The organism is Ensifer sp. VA4, from assembly GCF_055710065.1.
This window is the reverse complement of the sequence record NZ_JBVQPO010000003.1, coordinates 306,021-327,344: the sequence shown is the minus strand read 5'-3', so window position 1 is coordinate 327,344 and position 21,324 is coordinate 306,021. Positions and strand designations below refer to the sequence as shown.

General features: G+C 63.9%; 14 protein-coding genes. 8 read left to right on the top strand and 6 right to left on the bottom strand.

The features are described from left to right. The first annotated feature begins 11 nt into the window (after positions 1–11). Positions 12–881, top strand: coding sequence for a xanthine dehydrogenase accessory protein XdhC (gene xdhC, locus AC0C6X_RS06685; RefSeq protein ID WP_247959574.1), 870 nt, complete (start codon positions 12–14; stop codon positions 879–881). A 32-nt stretch (positions 882–913) separates the two neighbouring features. Here xdhC and AC0C6X_RS06680 read toward each other — a convergent pair whose 3' ends face one another. Then, complete coding sequence (locus tag AC0C6X_RS06680) at positions 914–1,705, bottom strand: NAD(P)H-dependent oxidoreductase (protein ID WP_247959575.1); 792 nt, start codon at positions 1,703–1,705, stop codon at positions 914–916. A gap of 95 nt (positions 1,706–1,800) precedes the next feature. Here AC0C6X_RS06680 and AC0C6X_RS06675 point away from each other — a divergent pair, with 95 nt between their 5' ends. After that, the gene (locus AC0C6X_RS06675; protein ID WP_247959576.1) at positions 1,801–2,727 is read left to right on the top strand and encodes a LysR family transcriptional regulator; all 927 of its coding nucleotides are present in this window, start codon (positions 1,801–1,803) and stop codon (positions 2,725–2,727) included. Positions 2,728–2,745: 18 nt separating this feature from the next. On the opposite strand, the gene AC0C6X_RS06670 is transcribed toward AC0C6X_RS06675, so the two are convergent. Next, positions 2,746–3,660, bottom strand: a complete 915-nt coding sequence (locus AC0C6X_RS06670) for a LysR family transcriptional regulator (RefSeq protein WP_173518676.1) — start codon at positions 3,658–3,660, stop codon at positions 2,746–2,748. Positions 3,661–3,807: 147 nt separating this feature from the next. Between AC0C6X_RS06670 and AC0C6X_RS06665 the strand changes: the two genes are divergently transcribed. Together AC0C6X_RS06665 and guaD are read left to right on the top strand one after the other, a co-directional pair. Continuing rightward, on the top strand, positions 3,808–5,046 hold the full coding sequence (locus AC0C6X_RS06665) for a urate hydroxylase PuuD (protein WP_173518675.1): 1,239 nt from the start codon (positions 3,808–3,810) through the stop codon (positions 5,044–5,046). Continuing rightward, positions 5,043–6,395: a guanine deaminase gene (gene guaD / locus AC0C6X_RS06660; protein ID WP_472952283.1), complete on the top strand. Its 1,353-nt coding sequence runs from the start codon at positions 5,043–5,045 to the stop codon at positions 6,393–6,395. Before AC0C6X_RS06665 ends, guaD begins: the two co-directional genes overlap by 4 nt. 75 nt (positions 6,396–6,470) lie before the next feature. Here the strand turns inward: guaD and AC0C6X_RS06655 are convergent, their stop codons facing one another. Next, entirely contained in the window at positions 6,471–7,292 is an 822-nt protein-coding gene (locus AC0C6X_RS06655; RefSeq protein WP_472952281.1) for an IclR family transcriptional regulator, read from the bottom strand. Between the two features lie 171 nt (positions 7,293–7,463). On the opposite strand from AC0C6X_RS06655, the gene gcl reads away from it, so the two are divergent. From gcl to AC0C6X_RS06635, 4 genes are all read left to right on the top strand, one after another. Continuing rightward, positions 7,464–9,248, top strand: coding sequence for a glyoxylate carboligase (gene gcl / locus AC0C6X_RS06650; RefSeq protein ID WP_173518672.1), 1,785 nt, complete (start codon positions 7,464–7,466; stop codon positions 9,246–9,248). Between the two features lie 65 nt (positions 9,249–9,313). Next, a complete protein-coding gene (gene hyi, locus AC0C6X_RS06645) occupies positions 9,314–10,129 on the top strand; it encodes a hydroxypyruvate isomerase (protein ID WP_247959578.1) in 816 nt (271 codons plus the stop codon). Between the two features lie 5 nt (positions 10,130–10,134). After that, entirely contained in the window at positions 10,135–11,019 is an 885-nt protein-coding gene (locus AC0C6X_RS06640) for a 2-hydroxy-3-oxopropionate reductase (RefSeq protein WP_173518670.1), read from the top strand. A 308-nt stretch (positions 11,020–11,327) separates the two neighbouring features. Continuing rightward, complete coding sequence (locus AC0C6X_RS06635; protein WP_173518669.1) at positions 11,328–12,596, top strand: glycerate kinase type-2 family protein; 1,269 nt, start codon at positions 11,328–11,330, stop codon at positions 12,594–12,596. 41 nt (positions 12,597–12,637) lie between these two features. Here the strand turns inward: AC0C6X_RS06635 and hpaH are convergent, their stop codons facing one another. From hpaH to AC0C6X_RS06620, 3 genes are all read right to left on the bottom strand, one after another. Beyond that, positions 12,638–13,441: a 2-oxo-hept-4-ene-1,7-dioate hydratase gene (gene hpaH / locus AC0C6X_RS06630; protein WP_247959579.1), complete on the bottom strand. Its 804-nt coding sequence runs from the start codon at positions 13,439–13,441 to the stop codon at positions 12,638–12,640. Between the two features lie 190 nt (positions 13,442–13,631). Then, positions 13,632–15,713 (bottom strand): penicillin-binding protein 1C, encoded by a 2,082-nt coding sequence (gene pbpC, locus AC0C6X_RS06625; protein WP_247959580.1) that lies wholly within the window; start codon positions 15,711–15,713, stop codon positions 13,632–13,634. Positions 15,714–15,721: 8 nt separating this feature from the next. Continuing rightward, positions 15,722–21,178, bottom strand: a complete 5,457-nt coding sequence (locus AC0C6X_RS06620; RefSeq protein WP_472952279.1) for an alpha-2-macroglobulin family protein — start codon at positions 21,176–21,178, stop codon at positions 15,722–15,724. Positions 21,179–21,324: the final 146 nt, after the last annotated feature.

Here is a 21,324-nt window from a genome sequence, read left to right as displayed (position 1 = left end):
GCTGATCGGTCATGGTAACGAGCCGCGAGGATATCAGGGACTTTCTCAGACGCGAGCCGGACTGCGTGCTCGTGGAAGTGACGGGTGCTGCGGGTTCGACGCCGCGCGACACCGATGCCTGGATGCTCGTTGCCCCCGAAAGCCTCTTCGGCACGATCGGCGGCGGACAGCTCGAATACATGGCGATCGATCATGGCCGGCGGGCACTGAAGCGTGGTGATGTGCCCGATACGCTGACGATCCCGCTCGGCCCGGAGATCGGCCAGTGTTGCGGCGGGCGCGTGGCGCTCGCCTTCACGCGCATCGATCGGGAGAAAGCCGACATGCTGATTGAATGCAGCGACCTGGAGATCGCCGGCCGGCCGCATGTTTATGTCTTCGGCGCCGGCCATGTTGGCGATGCGCTGGCCATGGCGCTCTCTTTGGTGCCGGTGCGCACCGTTCTCGTCGATACCCGCGAGAACGAGCTTTCGGCCGTCGCCGACATTCCCGGCATCGAAACCTGCCTGACGGCGATGCCGGAGGCGGTGGTGCGCGATGCCCCGCCCGGCAGTGCCTTCGTCATCCTCACCCACGACCATGCGCTCGACTTCCTGATTGCGGCGGAAGCGCTTCGCCGCGATGACGCATCCTATGTCGGGATGATAGGCTCGAAGACGAAGCGCGCGACCTTCAAGAACTGGCTGTCGCGTGAAATTGGCCGGCCAGAGCTTTTCGACCGGCTCGTCTGCCCGATCGGCGGCACGACGGTGAAGGACAAACGGCCGGCGGTCATCGCTGCGCTCGCCGCCGCCGAGGTGATGGCGGCGGCGCTCAATTTCCGCCAACCGGTGCAAGCCGATGTCTCGCGTCGGTCGGCTGCGGCCAAAATTGTCCGCTGACGCTGCCGCCCGACAATGGGCCTAGGGTCGCGCTATTGTGTCTCGCCGTTCAGGTGAAGCGCAAAACTGCGCGCATCCGGGGCTCCGACCTCCGGGCGAAGTTCCAGCGTCGGGATCACATAATCCCCACCGTTCTGTCGGCGATAGGGAATGGGCGCGGTCGTCGCCAGTGTGCGCATCCTTTGCTGCAGACGCTCGGCCGTCGCTTCAAAACCGGCGTCGTCAAGGCGGTCGACCCGATAGGCGACGAAGGGCGGCAGTACGTCGTAACCAGGGTAAAAGAGGATTCCGTGGTTGATCGGGAACAGCAGGTCGTCGATCGGCCCGTTGACCCCACGCGGCGAATAGTGCTCCTCCCAGCCGCCCGTCGTCACCACCAGCATGGCGCGTTTTCCGGCAAGCGTGCCCTCGCCAAAACGCTTGCCCCAGTATTTGTCGCTGTGCTCGCCGACGCCATAGGCAAAACCATAGGCATAGACGCGATCGACCCAGCCCTTGAGGATCGCCGGCATCGAGTACCACCACAGCGGAAACTGCAGGATCAGGGCATCGGCCCATAGCAGCTTTTCCTGTTCGGCCTTGACGTCGGCGGTCAGCGTATCGGTGGCGAAGGCCTCCTTCGATGCCCGGCTCGGTTTGAAACGCGTGTCCGAGGCAAAGGTAGGAAAATCGGCGCGGTCGATTTCGGATTTCCAGCCTTCGGCATAGAGGTCTGTCACGCGGACCTCGTGGCCCTCGGCCTCAAGGGCCTTGATGGCGATATCGCGCAGCGCGCCGTTGAGCGAACGGGGTTCGGGGTGGGCATAGACGAGCAGAACTTTCATGGTCGGTGTTCCCTGGTGTCATCAACTGACAACTTAGGTAGACCGCGGCGACCCTATGCGCTAGACATCCGGAATGCATAAGATTGTGCTGAAAAATGGATAGATCGGACGTCACGCTTGAACGGATGCGTACCTTCGTGCGCGTCGCCGAGCGCGCCAACCTGTCGGCGGTTGCCCGTGAGCTCGGCGTTGGCCAGTCCACGGTTACGCGGCAGTTGCGGGAGCTTGAGGAGGCGGTCGGCGTGCCGCTGCTCAGCCGCACCACCCGACGCGTCACGCTGACCGACGAAGGCAGCCGCTATTATGCCGACAGCATCCAGATCCTGCGCCTGGTGGAGCAGGCCGGCGACGAGGCCCGCGGCACGCGCGGTGCTGCCGCCGGCACCATTCGTATATCCTGCACGGCAGCCTTTGGGGTCTTGCACGCCAGCCGACTAATCTTCGCCTTTCAGGACCAATATCCGGAGATCGCGGTCGACCTCAGCCTGACCGACGAGCGCATCGATCTGGTGCGCGAAGGCGTCGATATCGCACTGCGTCTCGGGCCGCTCACCGACAGTTCGATGAAACTACGGCCGTTGGGCGAAAGTCGGCGTCTGCTGGTGGCTGCGCCCGCCTATCTCGCAGCGCGTGGCACTCCCTTTTCTGCGCGGGACCTCTCCGGTCATGAGGGGATCCGCATGTCGAACGTGGCGGGCAGCGACATTCTCATTTTGGAGGGACCGGACGGCCGCAGCCATTCGGTACCCTTTGCCGGGCGTTTTCGCGTCGATCATGGGCTTGCCGCGCGAGAGGCCCTCATCGCCGGGCGTGGGATCGCCCCCACCCATCAATGGCTGGTCGATGATCTGCTGGCGAGCGGCCGGCTCGTGCCGCTCCTTCCGGATTACGCGCTGCCGTCCGTACCGCTTAGCATGCTGATCGTGCCTGAGCGCGCGGGCATCGCTCGTGTTCGCTTGCTGGTCGACTTTCTCGTTGAGCAAATCCGCGGCATTCCTGGGATCGAGAAGGCCAAGCCGTAGGATCTGCGATCAGCCAGCCTATTCCAGCGCCTTGCCGATAAGCCGTTGACAGCGCTCGGCCATGTAGTCGATCATCAGCCGGACCTTCGGATCCTGGAAGCGCTTGTGCGGGTAGATCGCCGCAAGTTGCACGCTGAGTGGTGGCGTGTCGGCGAGGATCGGCACCAGCGCACCGGAATTGATGTGGCTTTTCACCTCGAAGAGCGGCTTGTTGATTATGCCGCGGCCGTCGAGCGCCCATTGGGTGAGCACGTCACCGTCGTCCGAATCATAAGGGCCGGTCACCTCGAGCTTGCGCACGCCCTCCATGGTCTGCAGCGTCCAGAAATATTCCTTCGAGCCGGGATAACGCAGCAACAGACAGTCGTGCTTGTCGGCGATCAGCGCGTCGGGCGTCTGGGGTATGCCACGTTTTTCGAAATAGGCGGGCGCTCCGCAGACCACGCGTTCGCAATTCATGATGCCGCGCATGCGCAGGTTCGAATCTTCGAGGATGCCGAGCTTGAAGGCGACGTCGACGCCTTCGGAGAGGATGTCGACATTGTGGTCCGACAGGCGAAGCCGCACTTCGATGTCGGGATATTTGTCGTGGAACTCCGGAATGCCCGACGCAATCAGGCGCCGACCTATCCCCAAGGGAGCGGTAATCTTCAGCGCACCCTTCGGATTGCGCGAGAGATCGGCGATCGCGTTTTCCGCTTCGTTGACCGCTTCGAGGATCTTCACCGCCCCGTCGTAAAAGACGCGGCCGTGCTCCGTCGGGGTCAGCTTGCGCGTCGTCCGATTGAACAGGCGAACGCCCATATGGCGCTCCAACTCTTTGATTCTATTACTTGCAACCGCCGGCGTCACGCGCTGGTCGCGACCGGCTGCCGACAGGGTTCCAAGCTCTACGACGCGCACGAAGACGCGCACATTGTCCAGATATGACATGCCTCCGTCCCACTCCTCCGGCCTCTCTCTAGCCTATCCATTCCGTCGCCATTTTATAGATTTTTTTGAAAGTGTTGGTGAAGCAGCGACGTTCCCGCGACCTCCAGCAATGACACATAATGCGCCGAGGAGAAATGGGAGAATTGCATGTACGAGTATGCCATAGCCTGGGATTGGCTGACCTTTGCCGTGCGATGGCTGCACGTGATCACCGCCATCGCCTGGATCGGTTCGTCGTTCTATTTCGTCGCACTCGACCTCGGTCTGAAGAAGAGGCCAGACCTGCCTGTTGGCGCCTATGGCGAAGAATGGCAGGTGCACGGCGGCGGCTTTTATCACATCCAGAAATACCTGGTCGCACCGTCCAACATGCCGGATCACCTGATCTGGTTCAAATGGGAATCCTACGTTACCTGGCTTTCCGGCTTCGGCATGCTGTGCCTGGTCTACTACGCCGGTGCCGACCTCTTTCTGATCGATCCGAACGTGCTCGACGTTTCGAAGCCGGTGGCAATCGCCATCTCGCTCGGCTCGATCGGCTTCGGCTGGCTTGCCTATGATACGATCTGCAAGTCGCCCTTCGGCCGCGACAATACCAAGCTGATGGTGCTTCTGTACTTCATTCTGGTCGGCATGGCCTGGGGCTATACGCAGCTCTTCACCGGCCGCGCCGCCTTCCTGCATCTCGGCGCCTTCACCGCCACGATCATGTCGGCGAACGTCTTCTTCATCATCATTCCGAACCAGAAAATCGTCGTCGGCGATCTCATTGCCGGCCGCACGCCGGACGCGAAGTACGGCGTGATCGCCAAGCAGCGTTCGACCCATAACAACTACCTGACGCTGCCGGTTCTGTTCTTGATGCTGTCGAACCACTATCCGCTGGCCTTCGGTACCCAGTACAACTGGATCATCGCCTCGCTGGTCTTCCTGATGGGCGTCACCATCCGCCACTATTTCAACACCCGCCATGCGGACAAGGGCAACCCGACCTGGACCTGGCTCGTCACCGCGCTGCTCTTCGTTGCGATCATGTGGCTCTCGACCGTGCCGAAGGTGCTCGCCGGCGGCGGGGAGGAGAAGATCTCCGCCGCACAGCAGCCCTTCGTGACCGCGGAAGCCTTTCCGAAGGTGCGCGACACGGTGCTTGGCCGCTGTTCCATGTGCCATGCCAAGGAGCCGGGCTGGGAAGGCCTGATCGTGCCACCGAAGGGCGTGACGCTCGAAACCGACACCGAGATCGCCAACCACGCGCGTGAAATCTACCTGCAGGCCGGCCGCAGCCACGCGATGCCGCCCGCCAACGTCACCGGCGTATCCGACGAGGAGCGGCAACTGCTCGTCGCCTGGTACGAGTCCGTCGTGAATGGAGGAAAGACCCAATGACCGAATTGCTGATCCGCGGCCGCGTGCTGACCTTTGTCGAGGAACCGAAGGGCATCGACGATGCGGCGTCCCATCGCTACTTCGAAGACGGCGCCGTGCTGGTGCGAGGCGGCAAGATTGCCGATATCGGCGAGCATATCGATGTTGCCCGCCGCGCCGGCGCGAGCGTCAAGGTCGCCGACCATCGCCCCAATCTGGTGCTGCCCGGCCTGATCGACACGCATCTGCACTTCCCGCAGACGCAGGCGATCGCCTCTTATGGCGCCCAGCTTCTCGAATGGCTGAACACCTACATCTTCGTTGAGGAGCAGAAGTTCCGGAAGCCAGAACATGCCGACTTCATCGCCGGCCGCTTCATGGACGAACTCCTGTCGAACGGCACGACCACGGCAGTCGCCTATTGCTCGGTGCATCCGGAGAGCGTCGACGCCTATTTCAGCGCGGCGGAAGCGCGTGGCATGCTGATGATCGGCGGCAAGGTGATGATGGACCGCAACGCGCCGGACGCGCTGCGCGACACCCCGCAGCAGGGCTATGACGAGACGAAGGCGCTGATCGCCAAGTGGCATGGCCGCGGCCGTGCGCATTACGCCATCAGCCCGCGCTTCGCCATCACGTCGACGCCGGAGCAGATGGAGGCGAGCCGCACGCTCGTCGCCGAGCACCCGGAATGTTATGTCCAGACGCACCTCTCCGAGAACAGGGACGAGATCGCCTTTGCGACCTCGCTCTACCCGGAGGCCAAGGACTATACCGACATCTATGCGCGTTATGATCTTCTGACGCGCAAGACCTTGCTCGGTCACTGCATTTATCTGAGTGATCGCGAGATTTCGGTTCTTGCCGAGACCGGGGCCGTCGGCACCTTCTGCCCGACCTCGAACCTCTTCCTCGGCTCCGGTCTCTTCGACCGTGACCGTTTCGACAAGCTCGGCGCCCGATGGTCGGTCGCAACCGACGTCGGCGCCGGCACCAGCTTCTCGATGCTGGAGACGATGGACGAAGCCTATAAGGTGCTGCACCTGCAGGGCCAGCGCCTGACGCCGTTCAACTCCTTCTACCGCATGACGCTTGGCAATGCCCGCGCGCTCGACCTCGACGACCGTATCGGCTCGCTGCATGTCGGCGCCGACGCCGATATCGTCGTGCTCGACAGCCGCGCCAAGCCATCGATGGAGCTGCGCATGCGGGTCGCCGGTTCGCTGGCGGAGGAACTCTTCATCCTGCAGACGATGGGCGACGACCGCTGCGTGGCCGAGACCTACGTCGCCGGCAAGCCGATGAAACACCCTGCGATTGCTGTGAAGGATACGGCGGCAGCGGCTGCCCGAAGCCTTGAAACGGCCTGAGCGAAACGAAGTTTTTTCTCAAACGTGAAGCGCCGCGCGTCTGATCGATGCGCGGCGTCTGCTTCTTCTTGGCAGCTACAGTTCTTCCGGCCGCTTGCCGCCCATCGCCTTGGTGAGCGCATCGGCGCGCTCACGCACGATGGGGCCGAGGGTTGACAGTTTCTCGTCATTGACGCGAACCGATGGGCCGGAGATCGAGATACCGGCGATCGTTTCGCCGTACTCGTTGAAGATGGGGGCTGCGACGCAGCGCATGCCGAGCGTGTGCTCCTCGTCATCGACGGACCAGCCGCGGTGGCGGATCTCCTGGATATCCTTCAAGAGGGCCGGGAGCGTGTCGCGGGTCTTGTCGGTGAAATGCGCGAGCTCGCGGCCGCCGAGAAGCTGGGCGATCTCCTTGTCCGACCAGGTCGAAAGGATCGCCTTGCCGATGCCGGAGGCATGAACCGGACCGCGGCGCCCGGGACGGAAGAAGGCGCGCATCGGCGCGTGGCTTTCGACCTGCGAAATGAAGACGACGTCGCCGCCTTCCTCGATGCCGATGTTGGCCGTCTCGCCGCTTTCTTCCATGAGACCCTTGAGGAAGGGGCGGCTGATCGTTCCGAGCTTGCGGAAGCGCAGATAGGCATTGCCGATCTCGAATGCCCTGAGGCCGACGGTCCAGGCGCCGGTGTCGGGGTCGTTCGTTACCATGCCGTGGCCGGCCAGCGTCGTCAGCAAGCGGTGGACCGTGGACGGCGCCATACCGGTCTCGTCGGCAAGCTGGGTCAAGGTCGAGCCGTCCTCCTGGGCGACGACCGTCAGAAGAGCAAGGCTGCGATCGAGCACCTGGACGGATGACGGTGCCGCATTCTCGCCCGCCTTGCGTCCGCGTTTTCCTCTGCCGTTGCCGTCCATCGAAGCCTCTCTGCAAATCACGTCTCTCGCCCATCATCCTCTATCAGGACGCGCTGGGATTTTCTCCGATTTGTTGAAAATCTTTATTTCCGTATGATGGAAATGATTTCCATTTATGTATTGCTGTTTGCGCTTAATGGATTATGGTTCCAGGAAATAGGAGGAAATCTCATGGCTAAGATGCGTGCCGTCGACGCGGCTGTTTATGTTCTGGAGAAGGAAGGCATCGACTGCGCTTTCGGCGTGCCCGGCGCTGCCATCAACCCGTTCTACTCCGCGCTGAAGGCGCGCGGCTCGATCCGCCACATCCTGGCTCGCCACGTTGAGGGCGCCTCGCATATGGCCGAGGGCTACACCCGCGCCAAGCACGGCAATATCGGCGTCTGCATCGGCACATCCGGCCCGGCCGGTACCGACATGATCACCGGCCTCTATTCGGCCTCGGCGGATTCGATCCCGATCCTCTGCATCACCGGCCAGGCGCCGCGCGCCCGTCTCGACAAGGAAGACTTCCAGGCGGTCGATATCGCCAAGATCGCTGCACCCGTCACCAAATGGGCGGTCACGGTCATGGAGCCGGCACTCGTTCCCTTCGTCTTCCAGAAGGCATTCCACATCATGCGCTCCGGCCGTCCGGGCCCGGTGCTGATCGACCTGCCGGTCGACGTCCAGCTGGCGGAAATCGAGTTCGATCCGGACACCTATCAGCCGCTTGAACCCTACAAGCCGAAGGCGACGCGCGCCCAGGCCGAAAAGGCTTTGGCGATGCTGAACGAAGCGGAGCGTCCGCTGATCGTTGCCGGCGGCGGCATCATCAATGCCGACGCCTCCGATCTCCTGACCGAATTCGCCGAGATCACCGGCGTTCCTGTCATCCCGACGCTGATGGGTTGGGGCACGATCCCGGACGATCATCCGCTGATGGCCGGCATGTGCGGCCTGCAGACGTCGCACCGCTACGGCAACGCCACCTTGCTGGCCTCCGATTTCGTTCTCGGCGTCGGCAACCGCTGGGCCAACCGCCACACCGGCAACGTTCCGACCTATACGGAAGGCCGCAAGTTCGTTCACGTCGACATCGAGCCGACCCAGATCGGCCGCGTCTTTGCGCCTGATTTCGGTATCGTCTCGGATGCGGGCGCTGCCCTTAAACTTTTCCTCGATGTCGCAACGGAGTGGAAGACGGCCGGCAAACTGCGCGACTGGTCCGCCTGGGCGGAAGAGTGCCGCGAGCGCAAGCGCACCATGCTGCGCAAGACGCACTTCGACCAGACGCCGCTGAAACCCCAGCGCGTCTATGAAGAGATGAACAAGGCCTTCGGCCGCGATACCTGCTACGTTTCGACCATCGGTCTCAGCCAGATCGCGGGTGCCCAGTTCCTGCACGTCTACAAGCCGCGCAACTGGATCAACTGCGGCCAGGCCGGCCCGCTCGGCTGGACCCTGCCTGCCGCCCTCGGTGTTCGCGCCGCGGATCCGGACCGGCCGATCGTAGCACTTTCCGGCGATTACGATTTCCAGTTCCTGATCGAGGAGCTCGCCGTCGGCGCCCAGCACAAGCTGCCCTACCTGCATGTCGTCGTGAACAATTCCTACCTCGGCCTCATCCGCCAGGCACAGCGCGGCTTCAACATGGACTTCGAGGTCAGCCTCGCCTTCGACAACATCAATGCGTCGGGTGATGCGGAAAAGGGCTACGGCGTCGACCACGTCGCAGTTGCCGAGGGCCTCGGCTGCAAAGCGATCCGGGTGCGCAGCCCGAACGAATTCCAGGAGGCCTTCGACCGGGCCCGCGCACTGATGGACGAGCACCAGGTTCCCGTCGTCATCGAGTTCATCCTGGAGCGCGTCACCAACATCTCGATGGGCGCCGACATCAATGCCGTCGTCGAGTTCGAGGAACTGGCGACCCGCGGCGAAGACGTGCCGACGGCGATCACCGCTCTGCTCGACTGAGGAAAGTGTGGGCGGTTCTCCGCCCGCATCCCGCTCCAAAGACAAACACAAGGAGGAAGCATCGCATGGCGAAGTTCGCTGCGAACCTGACAATGCTGTTCAACGAGGTGCCGTTCCTCGATCGTTTCGCCCTTGCTGCCAAGGCCGGCTTCGAAGGCGTGGAATATCTGTTTCCCTACGAATTCGAGAAGGTGAGCCTGCGCGCCGAACTTCAGCGCCACGGCCTGACCCAGGTCCTGCACAACCTGCCGGCCGGCGACTGGGGACGCGGCGAGCGCGGCATCGCCATCCTGCCCGATCGGGTCGACGAATTCCGCCAGGGTGTGGCGAGCGCGATCGACTATGCGACGGCGCTCGATTGCAAGCAGGTCAACTGCCTGGTCGGCATCGCGCCGGACGGCGTTTCCGACAGCATCCTGCGCAAGACGCTGGTCGCCAACCTGAAGCTCGCAGCAAGCGAACTCGGCAAGCACGGCATCCGCCTGCTGATCGAGCCGATCAACCGCTTCGACATTCCGGGCTTCTACCTGAACACCGTGGGTCAGGCTGCCTCGATCATCGAGGACGTCGGCAGCGACAACCTCTTCATCCAGTACGATCTCTACCATCAGCAGCGCACCGAGGGTGAACTGGTCGGCACCTACAAGCGCCATGCCAATCGCATCGCCCACGTTCAGCTTGCCGACAATCCGGGCCGCAACGAGCCGGGCACCGGCGAGATCAACTATCCGTTCGTCTTCGACGCGCTGGAGGAGGCCGGCTACGACGGCTGGATCGGCTGCGAATACAAGCCGCGCACCACGACGGCCGATGGCCTTGGCTGGCTCGGCACCGAGCGCCAGCGCACCCAATCCGCAAATATCATCAAGATCAGGAGCTAAGCACCATGGCAACAATCGGTTTCATTGGACTGGGCATCATGGGCACGCCGATGGCGCGCCACCTGCAGGATGCCGGCCACACCGTCATCACCTCGAAATTCGTCATCCCGCCGCGCCAGGAACTGCTCGACAACGGCCTCAAGTTCGTCGACACGCCGAAGGCGCTGGCCGAGACCGTCGACACGATCATCCTGATGCTGCCGGACACGCCTGAGGTCAAGGACGTTCTCTTCGGCGAGAACGGTGTCGCCTACGGCCTCTCCAAGGGCAAGCTCGTCATCGACATGAGCTCGATCTCGCCGATCGAGACGAAGGAATTCGCCAAGAAGGTCCGCGAAACCGGCGCCGAATACATCGACGCTCCGGTCTCCGGCGGCGAAGTGGGCGCCAAGAACGCGTCGCTCTCGATCATGGCGGGTGGCAGCCAGGAGAGCTTCGATCGCGCTCTGCCGCTCCTCAAGCTGATGGGCAAGAACATCACGCTCGTCGGCGACTGCGGCGATGGCCAGGTCACCAAGGTTGCCAACCAGATTATCGTCGCGCTGACGATCGAGGCGGTTTCGGAAGCCCTCGTCTTTGCGTCGAAGGCCGGTGCCGACCCGGCGCGCGTGCGCGAAGCGCTGATGGGCGGCTTTGCTTCCTCGCGGATCCTCGAGGTTCACGGCGAGCGCATGATCAAGCGCACCTTCGATCCGGGCTTCCGCATCTCGCTGCACCAGAAGGACCTCAACCTGGCCCTTCAGGGGGCGAAGTCGCTCGGCATCTCGCTGCCGAACACGGCCGCAACGCAGGAGCTCTTCAACAACTGCGCCGCCAATGGCGACAGTGGTCTCGACCACTCCGGCCTCGTCCGGGCGCTGGAGCGCATGGCGAACCACCAGGTCGCCTGATCGCAGACAACGCAAAAATGCGCATGATCCGTTCGGCGTCCCATTGTGCCGGGCCGGTCATGTGTCCGGGCGGCGGTTGGAGGAACCGCCGCCCGAGACGGTTCTGAACGCAAGTCCAGCAAAAGAGTCTAGAGACTTTTGGGTGTGGAATTGCACATATGGATGGAGCATAGAAGCGATACGACATGCTCCTACAGCGCCGCGCGTCTTATCAGACGCGCAAAGGTCGCTGTAGCATTTTGAATTGCTGCATGTTTTTGTCCTTTAATCGGGTACGATTAAAGGAAACATGCAGTAGGGGGAGACGAATGCCAGCTATCACCGACCCACGCAGCTTCCTGGAAACACTGTTCGCCTCTGCGGTTGCCGCGGCCGATCCGGAGAAGGTGATTGCGGCTAATCTGCCGGAACGGCCAAGGGGGCGCACGGTGGTCGTCGGCGCGGGCAAGGGCGCCGCACAGATGGCGGCAGCCTTTGAGCGCCATTGGGATGGTCCGCTCTCCGGTGTGGTTGTCACCCGCTATGGCTACGCGGCCCCGTGCAAGAATATCGAGGTGCTGGAAGCGTCGCATCCGCTTCCGGACGAAAACGGTCTGCAGGCCTCGAAGCGGCTGCTTGCGGAAGTCAACGGCCTGACGGAGAACGACCTCGTCGTGGCGCTCGTCTGCGGTGGCGGCTCGGCGCTGCTGCCCGCGCCGCCGCCCGGCCTGACGCTGGAAGACGAGATTGCAGTCAACCGGGCGCTGCTCGCCTCCGGCGCGCCGATCAGCGCCATGAATGCCGTGCGCAAGCACGTCTCGCTGATCAAGGGCGGCAGGCTTGCCGCCGCCGCCTATCCGGCGAAGGTCGTCTCGCTGATCGTCTCCGATATTCCAGGCGACGACCCGGCACTGGTTGCGTCGGGCCCGACGCTGCCGGACGCCAGCACTCGCGAAGACGCTCTGAGGCTCGTCGAGCGTTATGGCCTTCAGCTCCCGGCCAAGGTCATGGACTGGCTCAAGAATCCTGAAAGTGCTGCTCCTTCGCCAAGCGATCCGCGCTTTGCCCGAAACGAAGTCCGGCTCATCGCGTCGGCGTCCGTTTCGCTCGAGGCTGCGGCTGCCAAGGCGCGTGCCGCCGGCATCGAGGCCGTCATCCTTTCCGATGCGATCGAGGGCGAGGCGCGCGACGTCGGTGGCGTGCACGCGGCGATCGCCCGTGAAGTTGCCGGCCGCGGCCGGCCGTTCCGCAAGCCGGTCGTCGTTCTCTCGGGCGGAGAGACGACGGTGACCATTCGCGGCAAGGGCAAGGGCGGACGCAACAGCGAATTCCTGCTGGCGCTGGCGCTGGGCATCGACGGCGCCAAGGGCGTCTCGGCGCTTGCCGCCGATACCGACGGCATCGATGGGTCCGAGGACAATGCCGGCGCCTTTGCCGATGACACGACCATTGCAAGGCTCGTCGCACGACGCCTCGACGCCGCAGCTTTGCTGCAGAAGAATGATAGCTGGTCGGCGTTCGATGCGCTCGGCGATCTCTTCAAACCGGGTCCGACCGGCACCAATGTGAACGATTTCCGCGCCATTCTGGTGCAGTGAAACCGGCGCGGCGGGCGAGAGCTCGCCCGTCATTGTCCGCGTCACGCGAAGTGACAGCTCACCGAACCGTAGGCGCCGAAATCCGCGACGATCGTATCGCCGCTCTTGGCCTCGAGCGTGCGGATGAAGGAGCCGGAGAGCACGATCTGGCCGGGCTCGATCGCGTCGCCGCATTGGGCAAGCCGGTTGGCAAGCCAGGCAATGCCGCGGGCCGGATGATTGAGCACGCCTGCCGCAAGCCCGGTCTCCTCGATCACCGCATTGCGCGAAACGATCGCGCCCATCCAGCGCATGTCGACCGTGTCGGGACGCACGGCGCGTCCACCAAGGATGAGGCCGCCATTGGCGGCATTGTCGGATATCGCATCGACGAGGGTGCGCGCCTTCCTGGTTTTCGGATCCGTCTGAACGATGCGGCTGTCGAGGATTTCCAGTGCCGGCATTACGTAATCGGTGGCGTTCAGCACCTGAACGATGTTGACGCGCGGCCCCTTCAGCCCGGCCTTCATGACAAAGGCGATCTCCGCTTCGACCCGCGGCTGGATGAAGCGATCGGCCGGAATGTTCGCGCCGTCGTCGAACAGCATATTGTCGAAGAGCACACCGGAATCCGGCGTGTCGATGCCAAGCGCCTGTTGCATGGCGTTGGAGGTCAGGCCGATCTTCCAGCCGATGATGCGATGGCCGTCGTCGCGCTTGCGTCTGACCCAGGCGGCCTGGATCGCGTAGGCGTCGTCGATGGTCATGTCAGGATGTTTGTGCGACAGGAGCCCGATCTGTTTTCGGTCGCGTTCTGCCTCATGCAGGCTTTCAGCGGCTTTGGCAATCTCTGTCGCATTGAGCATGGTCCGGCCCCTCCACTTAAGCGTGTCTAACGATACACCAAGGTCGCCGGTCCGGCACGGGCCGTCTTTTGCGTTCAGATCGGCTGGCTTACTGGCATCGGGACGAGGCCGATGAGGATCGACCAGCACGCGCGGCACAGGGTGTGCCCCGCCGCAAAGCCCGACGATCGTGTCCGCGAACCGAGCGCCGCTACTCGATAAAGACACGTACGCTGGCGGCACGGCCGACCGCGTCGATGACGGTGAGCGTCGAATAGCCGATCCCGTCGGGCTGCCATTGAGTAATCCGCCGGCGTGTCAGCTCCGGCAGCGGCCGGCCATTGGCGAGCCAGCGAAATGGCGCTCGGCCGCCTTGCAGCTTGAGCGTCAGCGGCGAAATCGCCTGGTGATCCATCCCGAGTTCGACACGCGCCCCCTCGGGCGGAAATACGATCTGCGGTGCCGGCTCGCGCGCCGAGGCGTTGACGAGGCCGCTTGCGGTCAGCGAGAAGCGGCGCTGGCTGATCGGCAATTCGGCTTGCGAAATGCGGACCGCGCCCGCCGGCGCATCCGGCAGCGGCGTGATGCCGAAGCCGGACTTGGCGAAGCCTTCGAAGAGAATCGGTGCGGCGCTGCCATAGCCGGTGAGGCCCGGCACGGCGCCATTGTCCGGACGGCCAACCCAGACGCCGAGCACATGGCGCCCGTCGTAGCCCACCGACCAGGCGTCGCGGTAGCCGTAGCTGGTGCCGGTCTTGTAGGCGATACCGCGCTGGCGGCTGCCCGTCGGCGGCAATACGCTCGAAAGCGCATCGGAGACGTTCCAGACGGCAACAGGAGAAAGCAGCGGCTCCGCTTCGATCAGGCCGGCCTTGCCATCGACGCCGTCGCCGAGCCGGAGAGGGAAGCCGCGATTGGCAAGTGCGGCATAGAGCTGCACGAGATCGCGCAGCGAAAGCCCAACACCGCCAAGGCCGATCGCAAGGCCCGGCGCTTCGCCGGGAGGCAGGGCCGGCTTCACTTCGCCGCGGCGGAAGCGCATCATCAGTTCGGCCGGGCCGACCGCGTCGAGAAGCCGGATCGCCGGAACGTTCAAAGACAATTGCAGCGCCTCGCGCACGCTGACATCGCCGTGATAACTCATGTCGAAATTGCGGGGTCGATAGCCGAAGAAATCCGCAGGACGGTCCTCGATGATCGTCTCCTGGCTGACCAGTCCTCCTTCGAAGGCCAGGCCATAAATAAAGGGCTTGAGGGTGGAACCCGGCGAGCGCGTGATACGGGTCATGTCGATCCAGCCTGAACGGCTGGCATCGAAATAGTCGGCCGACCCGACTGAGGCGACGATCTCGCCGGTTTTGGCATCGGCCATCACCATGGCGACCGAAACCTTCGGTCCGAGCCTGGCGGCACTGTCGCGTGCAACGGCTTCGAGGCTGCGCTGAACGGCAAGGCGCAAGGTCGTCTGATGCCGGATCGCCTGCGGATTTTTGCGCAACGCCCGCTCGGCGAGATGGGCGGCATAGGACGGAAGTTGCAGGCGGCGCGAGGGGACAGATGTCGCGATTGCGCGTTCGGCCTCGCCGTCTCCAATGACGTCAGCGACGGCGAGACGCTTCAGCACACGCTCGCGGGCGGCAACCGCTGCGGCATGATTGCGATCCGGCCGACGCTTTTCCGGCAATTGCGGCAGGGCGACGAGCAGGGCCGCTTCGCCGGCCGTCAGCCGCTTCGGCTCCTTGCCGAGCCAGGCAAGGCTCGCGGCACGCACGCCCTCGATGTTGCCGCCATAGGGGGCGTGGGTCAGGTAAAGGTTGAGGATCTGGTCCTTCGAGAGGCGCCTTTCGATCTGGATGGCGCGGGCGATCTGCAAGAGCTTTGCCGTGACGGAACGCTGCTGCCGCGGCTCGATCAACCGTGCGACCTGCATCGACAGCGTCGAGGCGCCCGAGACGATCCGGCCATTGCTGACGAACTGAAGCGCGGCTCGGCCGAGTGCCAGCAGGTCGACACCCGAATGCTCCCGGAAGCGCCGGTCTTCGTAGGCGATCAGCATCTTCAGGAACTGCGGATCGACATCGTCCACCGTCGTCTTCAGCCGCCAGAGACCCTGATGCGTTGCGAAGGCGCGCAGCAGTTGCCCATTGGCATCGTCCACCTCGCGCGAGACGACATCGGCCTCGTCGAGGGGGGGCGGGAAGGCTTGGTCGGCCTTCTCTATTGCAAAGCCCGTCAGCCCCGTCAGCAGCAGGCAGACAGGCAAGGCAATCAGCAGTTTGCGCCCAATTGACATGATCTGGCCTATTGCGCCGCGAGCACCTCCATGCGACCGGTCGCGGTGCGGGCCGAGAGCTGCGGCCGGTACATATCCTCGACGGTGGCTGCCGGATGGTCGTAGACACCCGGGGTCACCGCGCGCACCACATAGGCGAGCGTGACATCACGCGCGGATCCGGTGCTCCGGTCGATCGCCGCGACGAAGCGGTCGTTGCGGAACTCCGTGTGGGTCGCGGTAATTTCGCCGAGCCATTCGAAGTTGCTGAGCTGGGCGCTATCGACGAGGCTCGGATTATCGATCTGGAAGCCGGCCGGCAGAAGATCGGTGACGAGCACCCGCGACGGCCAGTCGTTGGTCTCCGTCATCTTGAGCACGACGACGTAGCGCTCGTTCTGCCGTGCTTCCATGACGTTAGCTTCCGCACCGTCGAGCGTGTAGTAGGTGCGCTCGATGGTGAAACCGTCGCCGCCGGCCGAGAGCGGCTGGGCGGGCGCGGCGACCGTGGTGACCACGGCCGAGACCGGATCGGCACCCTGATTGCGGATCACGACCGGATGGGTCGCCAGCGCATCGCCGGTCATCTGGGCCGTATAGCTGCCGGTCTTCGATGCGCCGTTGACGTCAAGCGCCATGTCCTCGTCGCCATTCTGGATGGCGCGGGCGGCAAGCAGCATCCAGGCCTGTTCCTGGGTGCTGGTATAGGTCTTCTGCTCCCATTCGCGCGCGACTGTCTTCGACAGCTCAGGAACGATCGGCGGGACCGGGCGGCTTTCAGCCGCGAGCGCCAACACGGCCGCGTTGTCACGCAGCGACGAGCCGTAGTCGGAGCGCGAGAGGCTGACATTGACGAGGCCCGTCGACATGTTCGCCGCCTTGGCGAATGTGTCCTGGGACCCTTGAGCGTCGCCATAGAGCGCCAGCGCGGCGGCGATATGCGCCTTCGCAAGCGGTGTCGGGAAGTCATCGATCAGCGTGTTGGCGTAGTAACGCAGATCGTTGATCGCCGCCTTGCGATTACGGGCGAGCACATAGAGCGCATAGGCGATCTCGTTGCCGCGATCCTTGGCGTTGGTGTCGTAGCTGACGCCGTTCTGCAGGTTTTCGAGCGCCTGGACCATCGCGGCCTCGGGCACGTCGTATTTCTGCTCGCGGGCGCGGGTGAGGAAGTCGGTGACATAGGCATCGAGCCAGAGGTCGCCGTAGCCCGGACCCCAGAGACCGAAGCTGCCCGACGAGGACTGGTAGGAGAGAACGCGATAGATGGCCTCCTGCACCCGTTTCGTCACGCCTTCGTCATCGGCGAGTCCGGACTGTTTCGCGAGCTCGCTGAGATAGAGCAGCGGCAGCGCGCGGCTGGTCGTCTGCTCGGCGCAGCCATAGGGGTAGCGGTCGAGCGTGATCAGCAGCGCCGGCATGTCGAAGGCCGCGGAACGGGTGACGCTAAGGTTGACCGAGGCGCCCTGCAGGATGCTGTCGGCGAGCAACTGCCCGTCGACCGTCAGGCTGCTTCCGGGCGCGATCGCGACCACTTGGCGCTGAGTAACCGGCAAGGTCGCCGGACGCACGAGCAGATCGAGCGACTGTTCGAGCGAAAGGCCGTTGGAGCCGGTGAGCGTCACGGTGACGACGCCATTGCCGGGATATTGTCCCACCACCGGCAAGGTTACCGCCGAGCGGCCACCCTGATCCAGGGTTACCGTGTTGCCTGTGCCCGGTTGTTCGACGGTCGCCGGACCGCTGGTCGTAACCTGGATCTGGTATTCACCGGCCGGCGCGTCGGTATTGGCGATGTCGAGCCTCAGCTCGGACCGGTCTCCAGGCGCCAGGAACTTCGGCAGGCTGGCGGTGACGACAACCGGATCGCGGATCACCACGTCGCGGGTGGCGTGGCCGACACCGGATTTCGTCCAGGCGACGGCCATCAGCCGCGCCGTGCCGTTGAACTGAGGGACATCGAAGCTGACGGTCGCCTTGCCGTCGCCGTCGAGCTGCACAGGCCCTTCGAAGAAGGCGACCAGCTTTTCCGTGGGCGGACTGCCCTGGAGCGCGACCTGGCCGCCGTCGCCGCCGGTGCGCAGTTTTCCGGTGGCGCCAAGCGAGCCGTCGATGAGGCGGCCGTAGAGGTCGCGGATTTCGAGACCGAGCTGCCTCTGGCCGAAGTACCAGGCTTCCGGATCCGGTGCCTCGTAGCGGGTGAGGTTGAGAATGCCGACGTCGACGGCGGCCACCGTCACATAGGCTTCCTCGTCGGCGCCGGCACCGGCGACCTGAAGGCTGATGTCGAGCGGTTTGCGGGGCTCCATCTTCTCCGGCGCATCGAGGGTGACGGCGAGCTTGCGTTCGGCCGGATCGACCGACAGCCATTTGATGCCGATGGCACGCATCGGCATGCGGCTCTCCTGGGCATCGCCCGGGCGGTAAAGCGTCGCCGTGACATAGGCGCCGGCGCCCCAGGCTTCGGTAACCGGCAGCTCGACTTCGCCGCCTTCCGCGGCGATCGATGCGGTCTGGGTCGTGATCAGGTTCTCGGTGCCGACGGTTACCAGCAATTCGCCGGCAAAGCGCGGCGAGACCTTGAGCTTGGCCGTGTCGCCGACCGCATATTTCTCCTTGTCGAGCGCGATCTCCAGGCCGTCGGGCGTTTCTGTCGAAGTGGCCGCGACATACCAGCCGGCGTCGAATTCGATGCTCGAGGTCGGACCATCGATCGAGGCTGTCTCGACTTCCAGGCGATAGCGTCCCCAACCAACAGGAACGGCGATCTCACCGCCGTCTTCGGTCAAGTCGACGCTGCCGTTAGCCACCTGCTTGGTGGTGACGACAGGTTCGTATTTCCAGGCGCTGCCGTCGCGGTACCAGTGATAGTCCCGTTCGACGCTGATCAGCTTCCAGAGTAGCCCGGGCATCGCGACCTTGGCGCCCGAGGGATCGACGGCGATCACGCGGAACTTGCCGACGGAGTTCTCGGCGAGTTCGCCCTCGAATTCCGGCTTGATGCCGAGCATCGGGCCTTCGGCCCGCACGGGCAGCTTCAACGAGCGCTCAACGGCACGGCCGCCGGCTTCACGCATGCGGACGGTGACGGTGGCGTCGAGCAACTGCGTGGTCGAGGGCACTTCGTCGAGCAGGACGTCGAAGCTGGATTTGCCTTCCTCGTCGAGCGGCGAGAGTTCCTCAAGCGGAAGGCGCGTGTCTTCGCTTGCCTCTTCATCGGCGAGACCGAAGGAGTAGCCCTTGAAGGCAGCGCTTTCTCGCGTCGGCTTGATCGTCACTTCGCCTTCGAGCTCGAGACCGGCTGCCGGCGCGCCATAGAGATAGCGCCCGTCGACCGCCACACTTGCCGTTTCGCCGACGGCGATTTCCTTGGCGTCGCTCGTCAGCTCGAACTCGGTGCGATCCGGCACGAAGTCATCGACCAGAAACTGCTTCTCGCCGATCGCCGGGGACTTCGGGTCGGTGAAGATCTGCATCGTCCAGGTGCCGCGCATGGCGTTTGCCTGGGTGTCGAGGTCGAGCGTATGGCCGCCGAGCTTGCCGCCGGCGCTGGTCATGCGCCGATATTCGACGCCATCTGGCCGGAGGAACACGAAGGTCAGCGGCAGATTCTCGATCGCAATGCCGTCGACATCGCGGGCAAGCGCTGCGGCATGCACCGTCTCGCCGGCGCGGTAGATGCCACGCTCGGTCCAGGCGAGAATATCGATGGCGCCGGGGGCCGCACGGCCAGTGACGCCACGATCGGAGAGGTCGAAGCCGGCGCGGCTCATGTCGAGGAAGACGTAGTCGTCCTCACCCTTCTTCGCGGTGATGACCGCCGGCGTCAGACCCGCCGTGCCGCGGATCAGGCCCGCCGTGAAGGTGACGCGGCCGTCGCCATCGCTGGTCGCGGTGCCGAGGATCTCGTTATTCTTGGCGACGAGCTGCAGTTCGACGCCTTCAATCGGCTCGGCGGTGGCAAGCGAGCGCACGAAGACGTTCAAACCGTCGGTGCCGGCGTAGGTGGAGATGCCGATATCGGAAACGACGAACCACTGCGTCGCGCGCGCGTCCCACTCCTGGCTGACGCCGGTGGTCGGCGCCGCGGTCAGGACATAGACGCCGGGCTTGCGCTCGGGCAGCGCCTCATCGACCGGGAAACTGGTGACGACTTCCTTGTTGACGTTGCGCTCGATGTCGATTGTGCCCTGCCAGACGAGCTCGCCGCTCTCGTCTTCGATGCGCTGGGCGCTGTAGCCGTCGAGCTGGGTGAGGAACTGCGAGCTTTGCAGCACCTGTGCGATGCTGCGGTCGCCAACGCGGTAGAGTTTCAGCTTGGCGCTGTCGGTGTTGACGGAGACGATCGGGATGCCGCGGCGCGCGGTCGATGGCAGCACGAAGCTGTCGCCGGTGAAGCGAACCATCTGGGCACGGTCCGCAACATAGATGTCGAGAGTAACGGGCGCTTCCAGCACCTCGTCGACGGTGGAGGGCAGGCCGGTGCGGAGCGTCAGCTTGTAACGTTCACCATGCGAAAGGCCTTCGATGCAGATCTGGTCGCCCTTGGCTTCGAGCGCCTTCGGCGCCGCGCCGTTGACGGTGACGAAGGAGGCGTAGTCACCGCCGCTCTTCAAAAGCTGTTCGGAGAACTGCACGCAGGCACGCGGTGTGGCCGCGTCGGAATCGATCGTATGTTCGACGACACGGAAACCCTTGCGCTGCTTGAGATCGAGATAGGCGGCCTCGACCGATTTCGCCTTCACCAGTTCCAGGCTCGCCTTGTAAGCGTCCAATGCGGCACGATAGTTTTCAGCGCCTTCGAGCGATTTCGCCATGACGGCAAGCGCATGCGCCCGGCTCTCGGTGGTGCGAGTCAGCTCGTAGCCGTTGATCGCGGCGATCGCCGCTTGCATCGAAACGGCCGAGTTGTTGGTGATGCGGTTTGCGGTGCGCGCCGCTTCCAGCCAAAGCTCGGCGTCATCGGGTGTGATCGCCAGGGCTCCCTGGAAGGCCTTCAGCGCGTTTTCGATATTGCCCATACCGGCCTGGCCGCGGGCCATGTCGATGAGCGTATTGACGCCCAAGCCCTGCTGGTCGTCGGCCAGCGCGAGATTGGCCTTGGTGTTGCGGGCGTCCTGCAGGATCTGGTCCGACAGGAATTTGAGGCGCGGCGGTGCGCCGATATCGGCTTCGGCGGCCTGCGGCTGCACGATCTTGCCGGCGATCGCGCCCGGGAAGGAATTCAGCTGGTTGTAGTCGGACTTGAGAAAGCACCACTTCACCTTGGGATTGTAGGTGAAGGCGCGGCAGGACTGATCCGCGATACAGGTCTGCTGGCACTCATCGAGCGAGACGTTCTGCTCGGTGCGGAGGTCGAAGCCGAAATAGTCGCCATCCCGCGTTATCTCGACCTGGCGGCCGGTCTCCTGCGCGATGGCGAGACTTCCGATGGTCAGAAGAGACAAAAGGAGGGTGAAAAGGCCGAAAAACGCGCGCACAGACATCAAGTCCTCCCAACGCTGCCGGTCTCGATAGGGGCTTCACTTTTCAGGCTTCCGGGCCGCTTGTCAACTGAGGAGAGCTCAAGGCTCAGCGCAATTTCCACGGGTATCCTGGTGTGAAGGGTCAAGCGTCGATCCGGAATGAAACA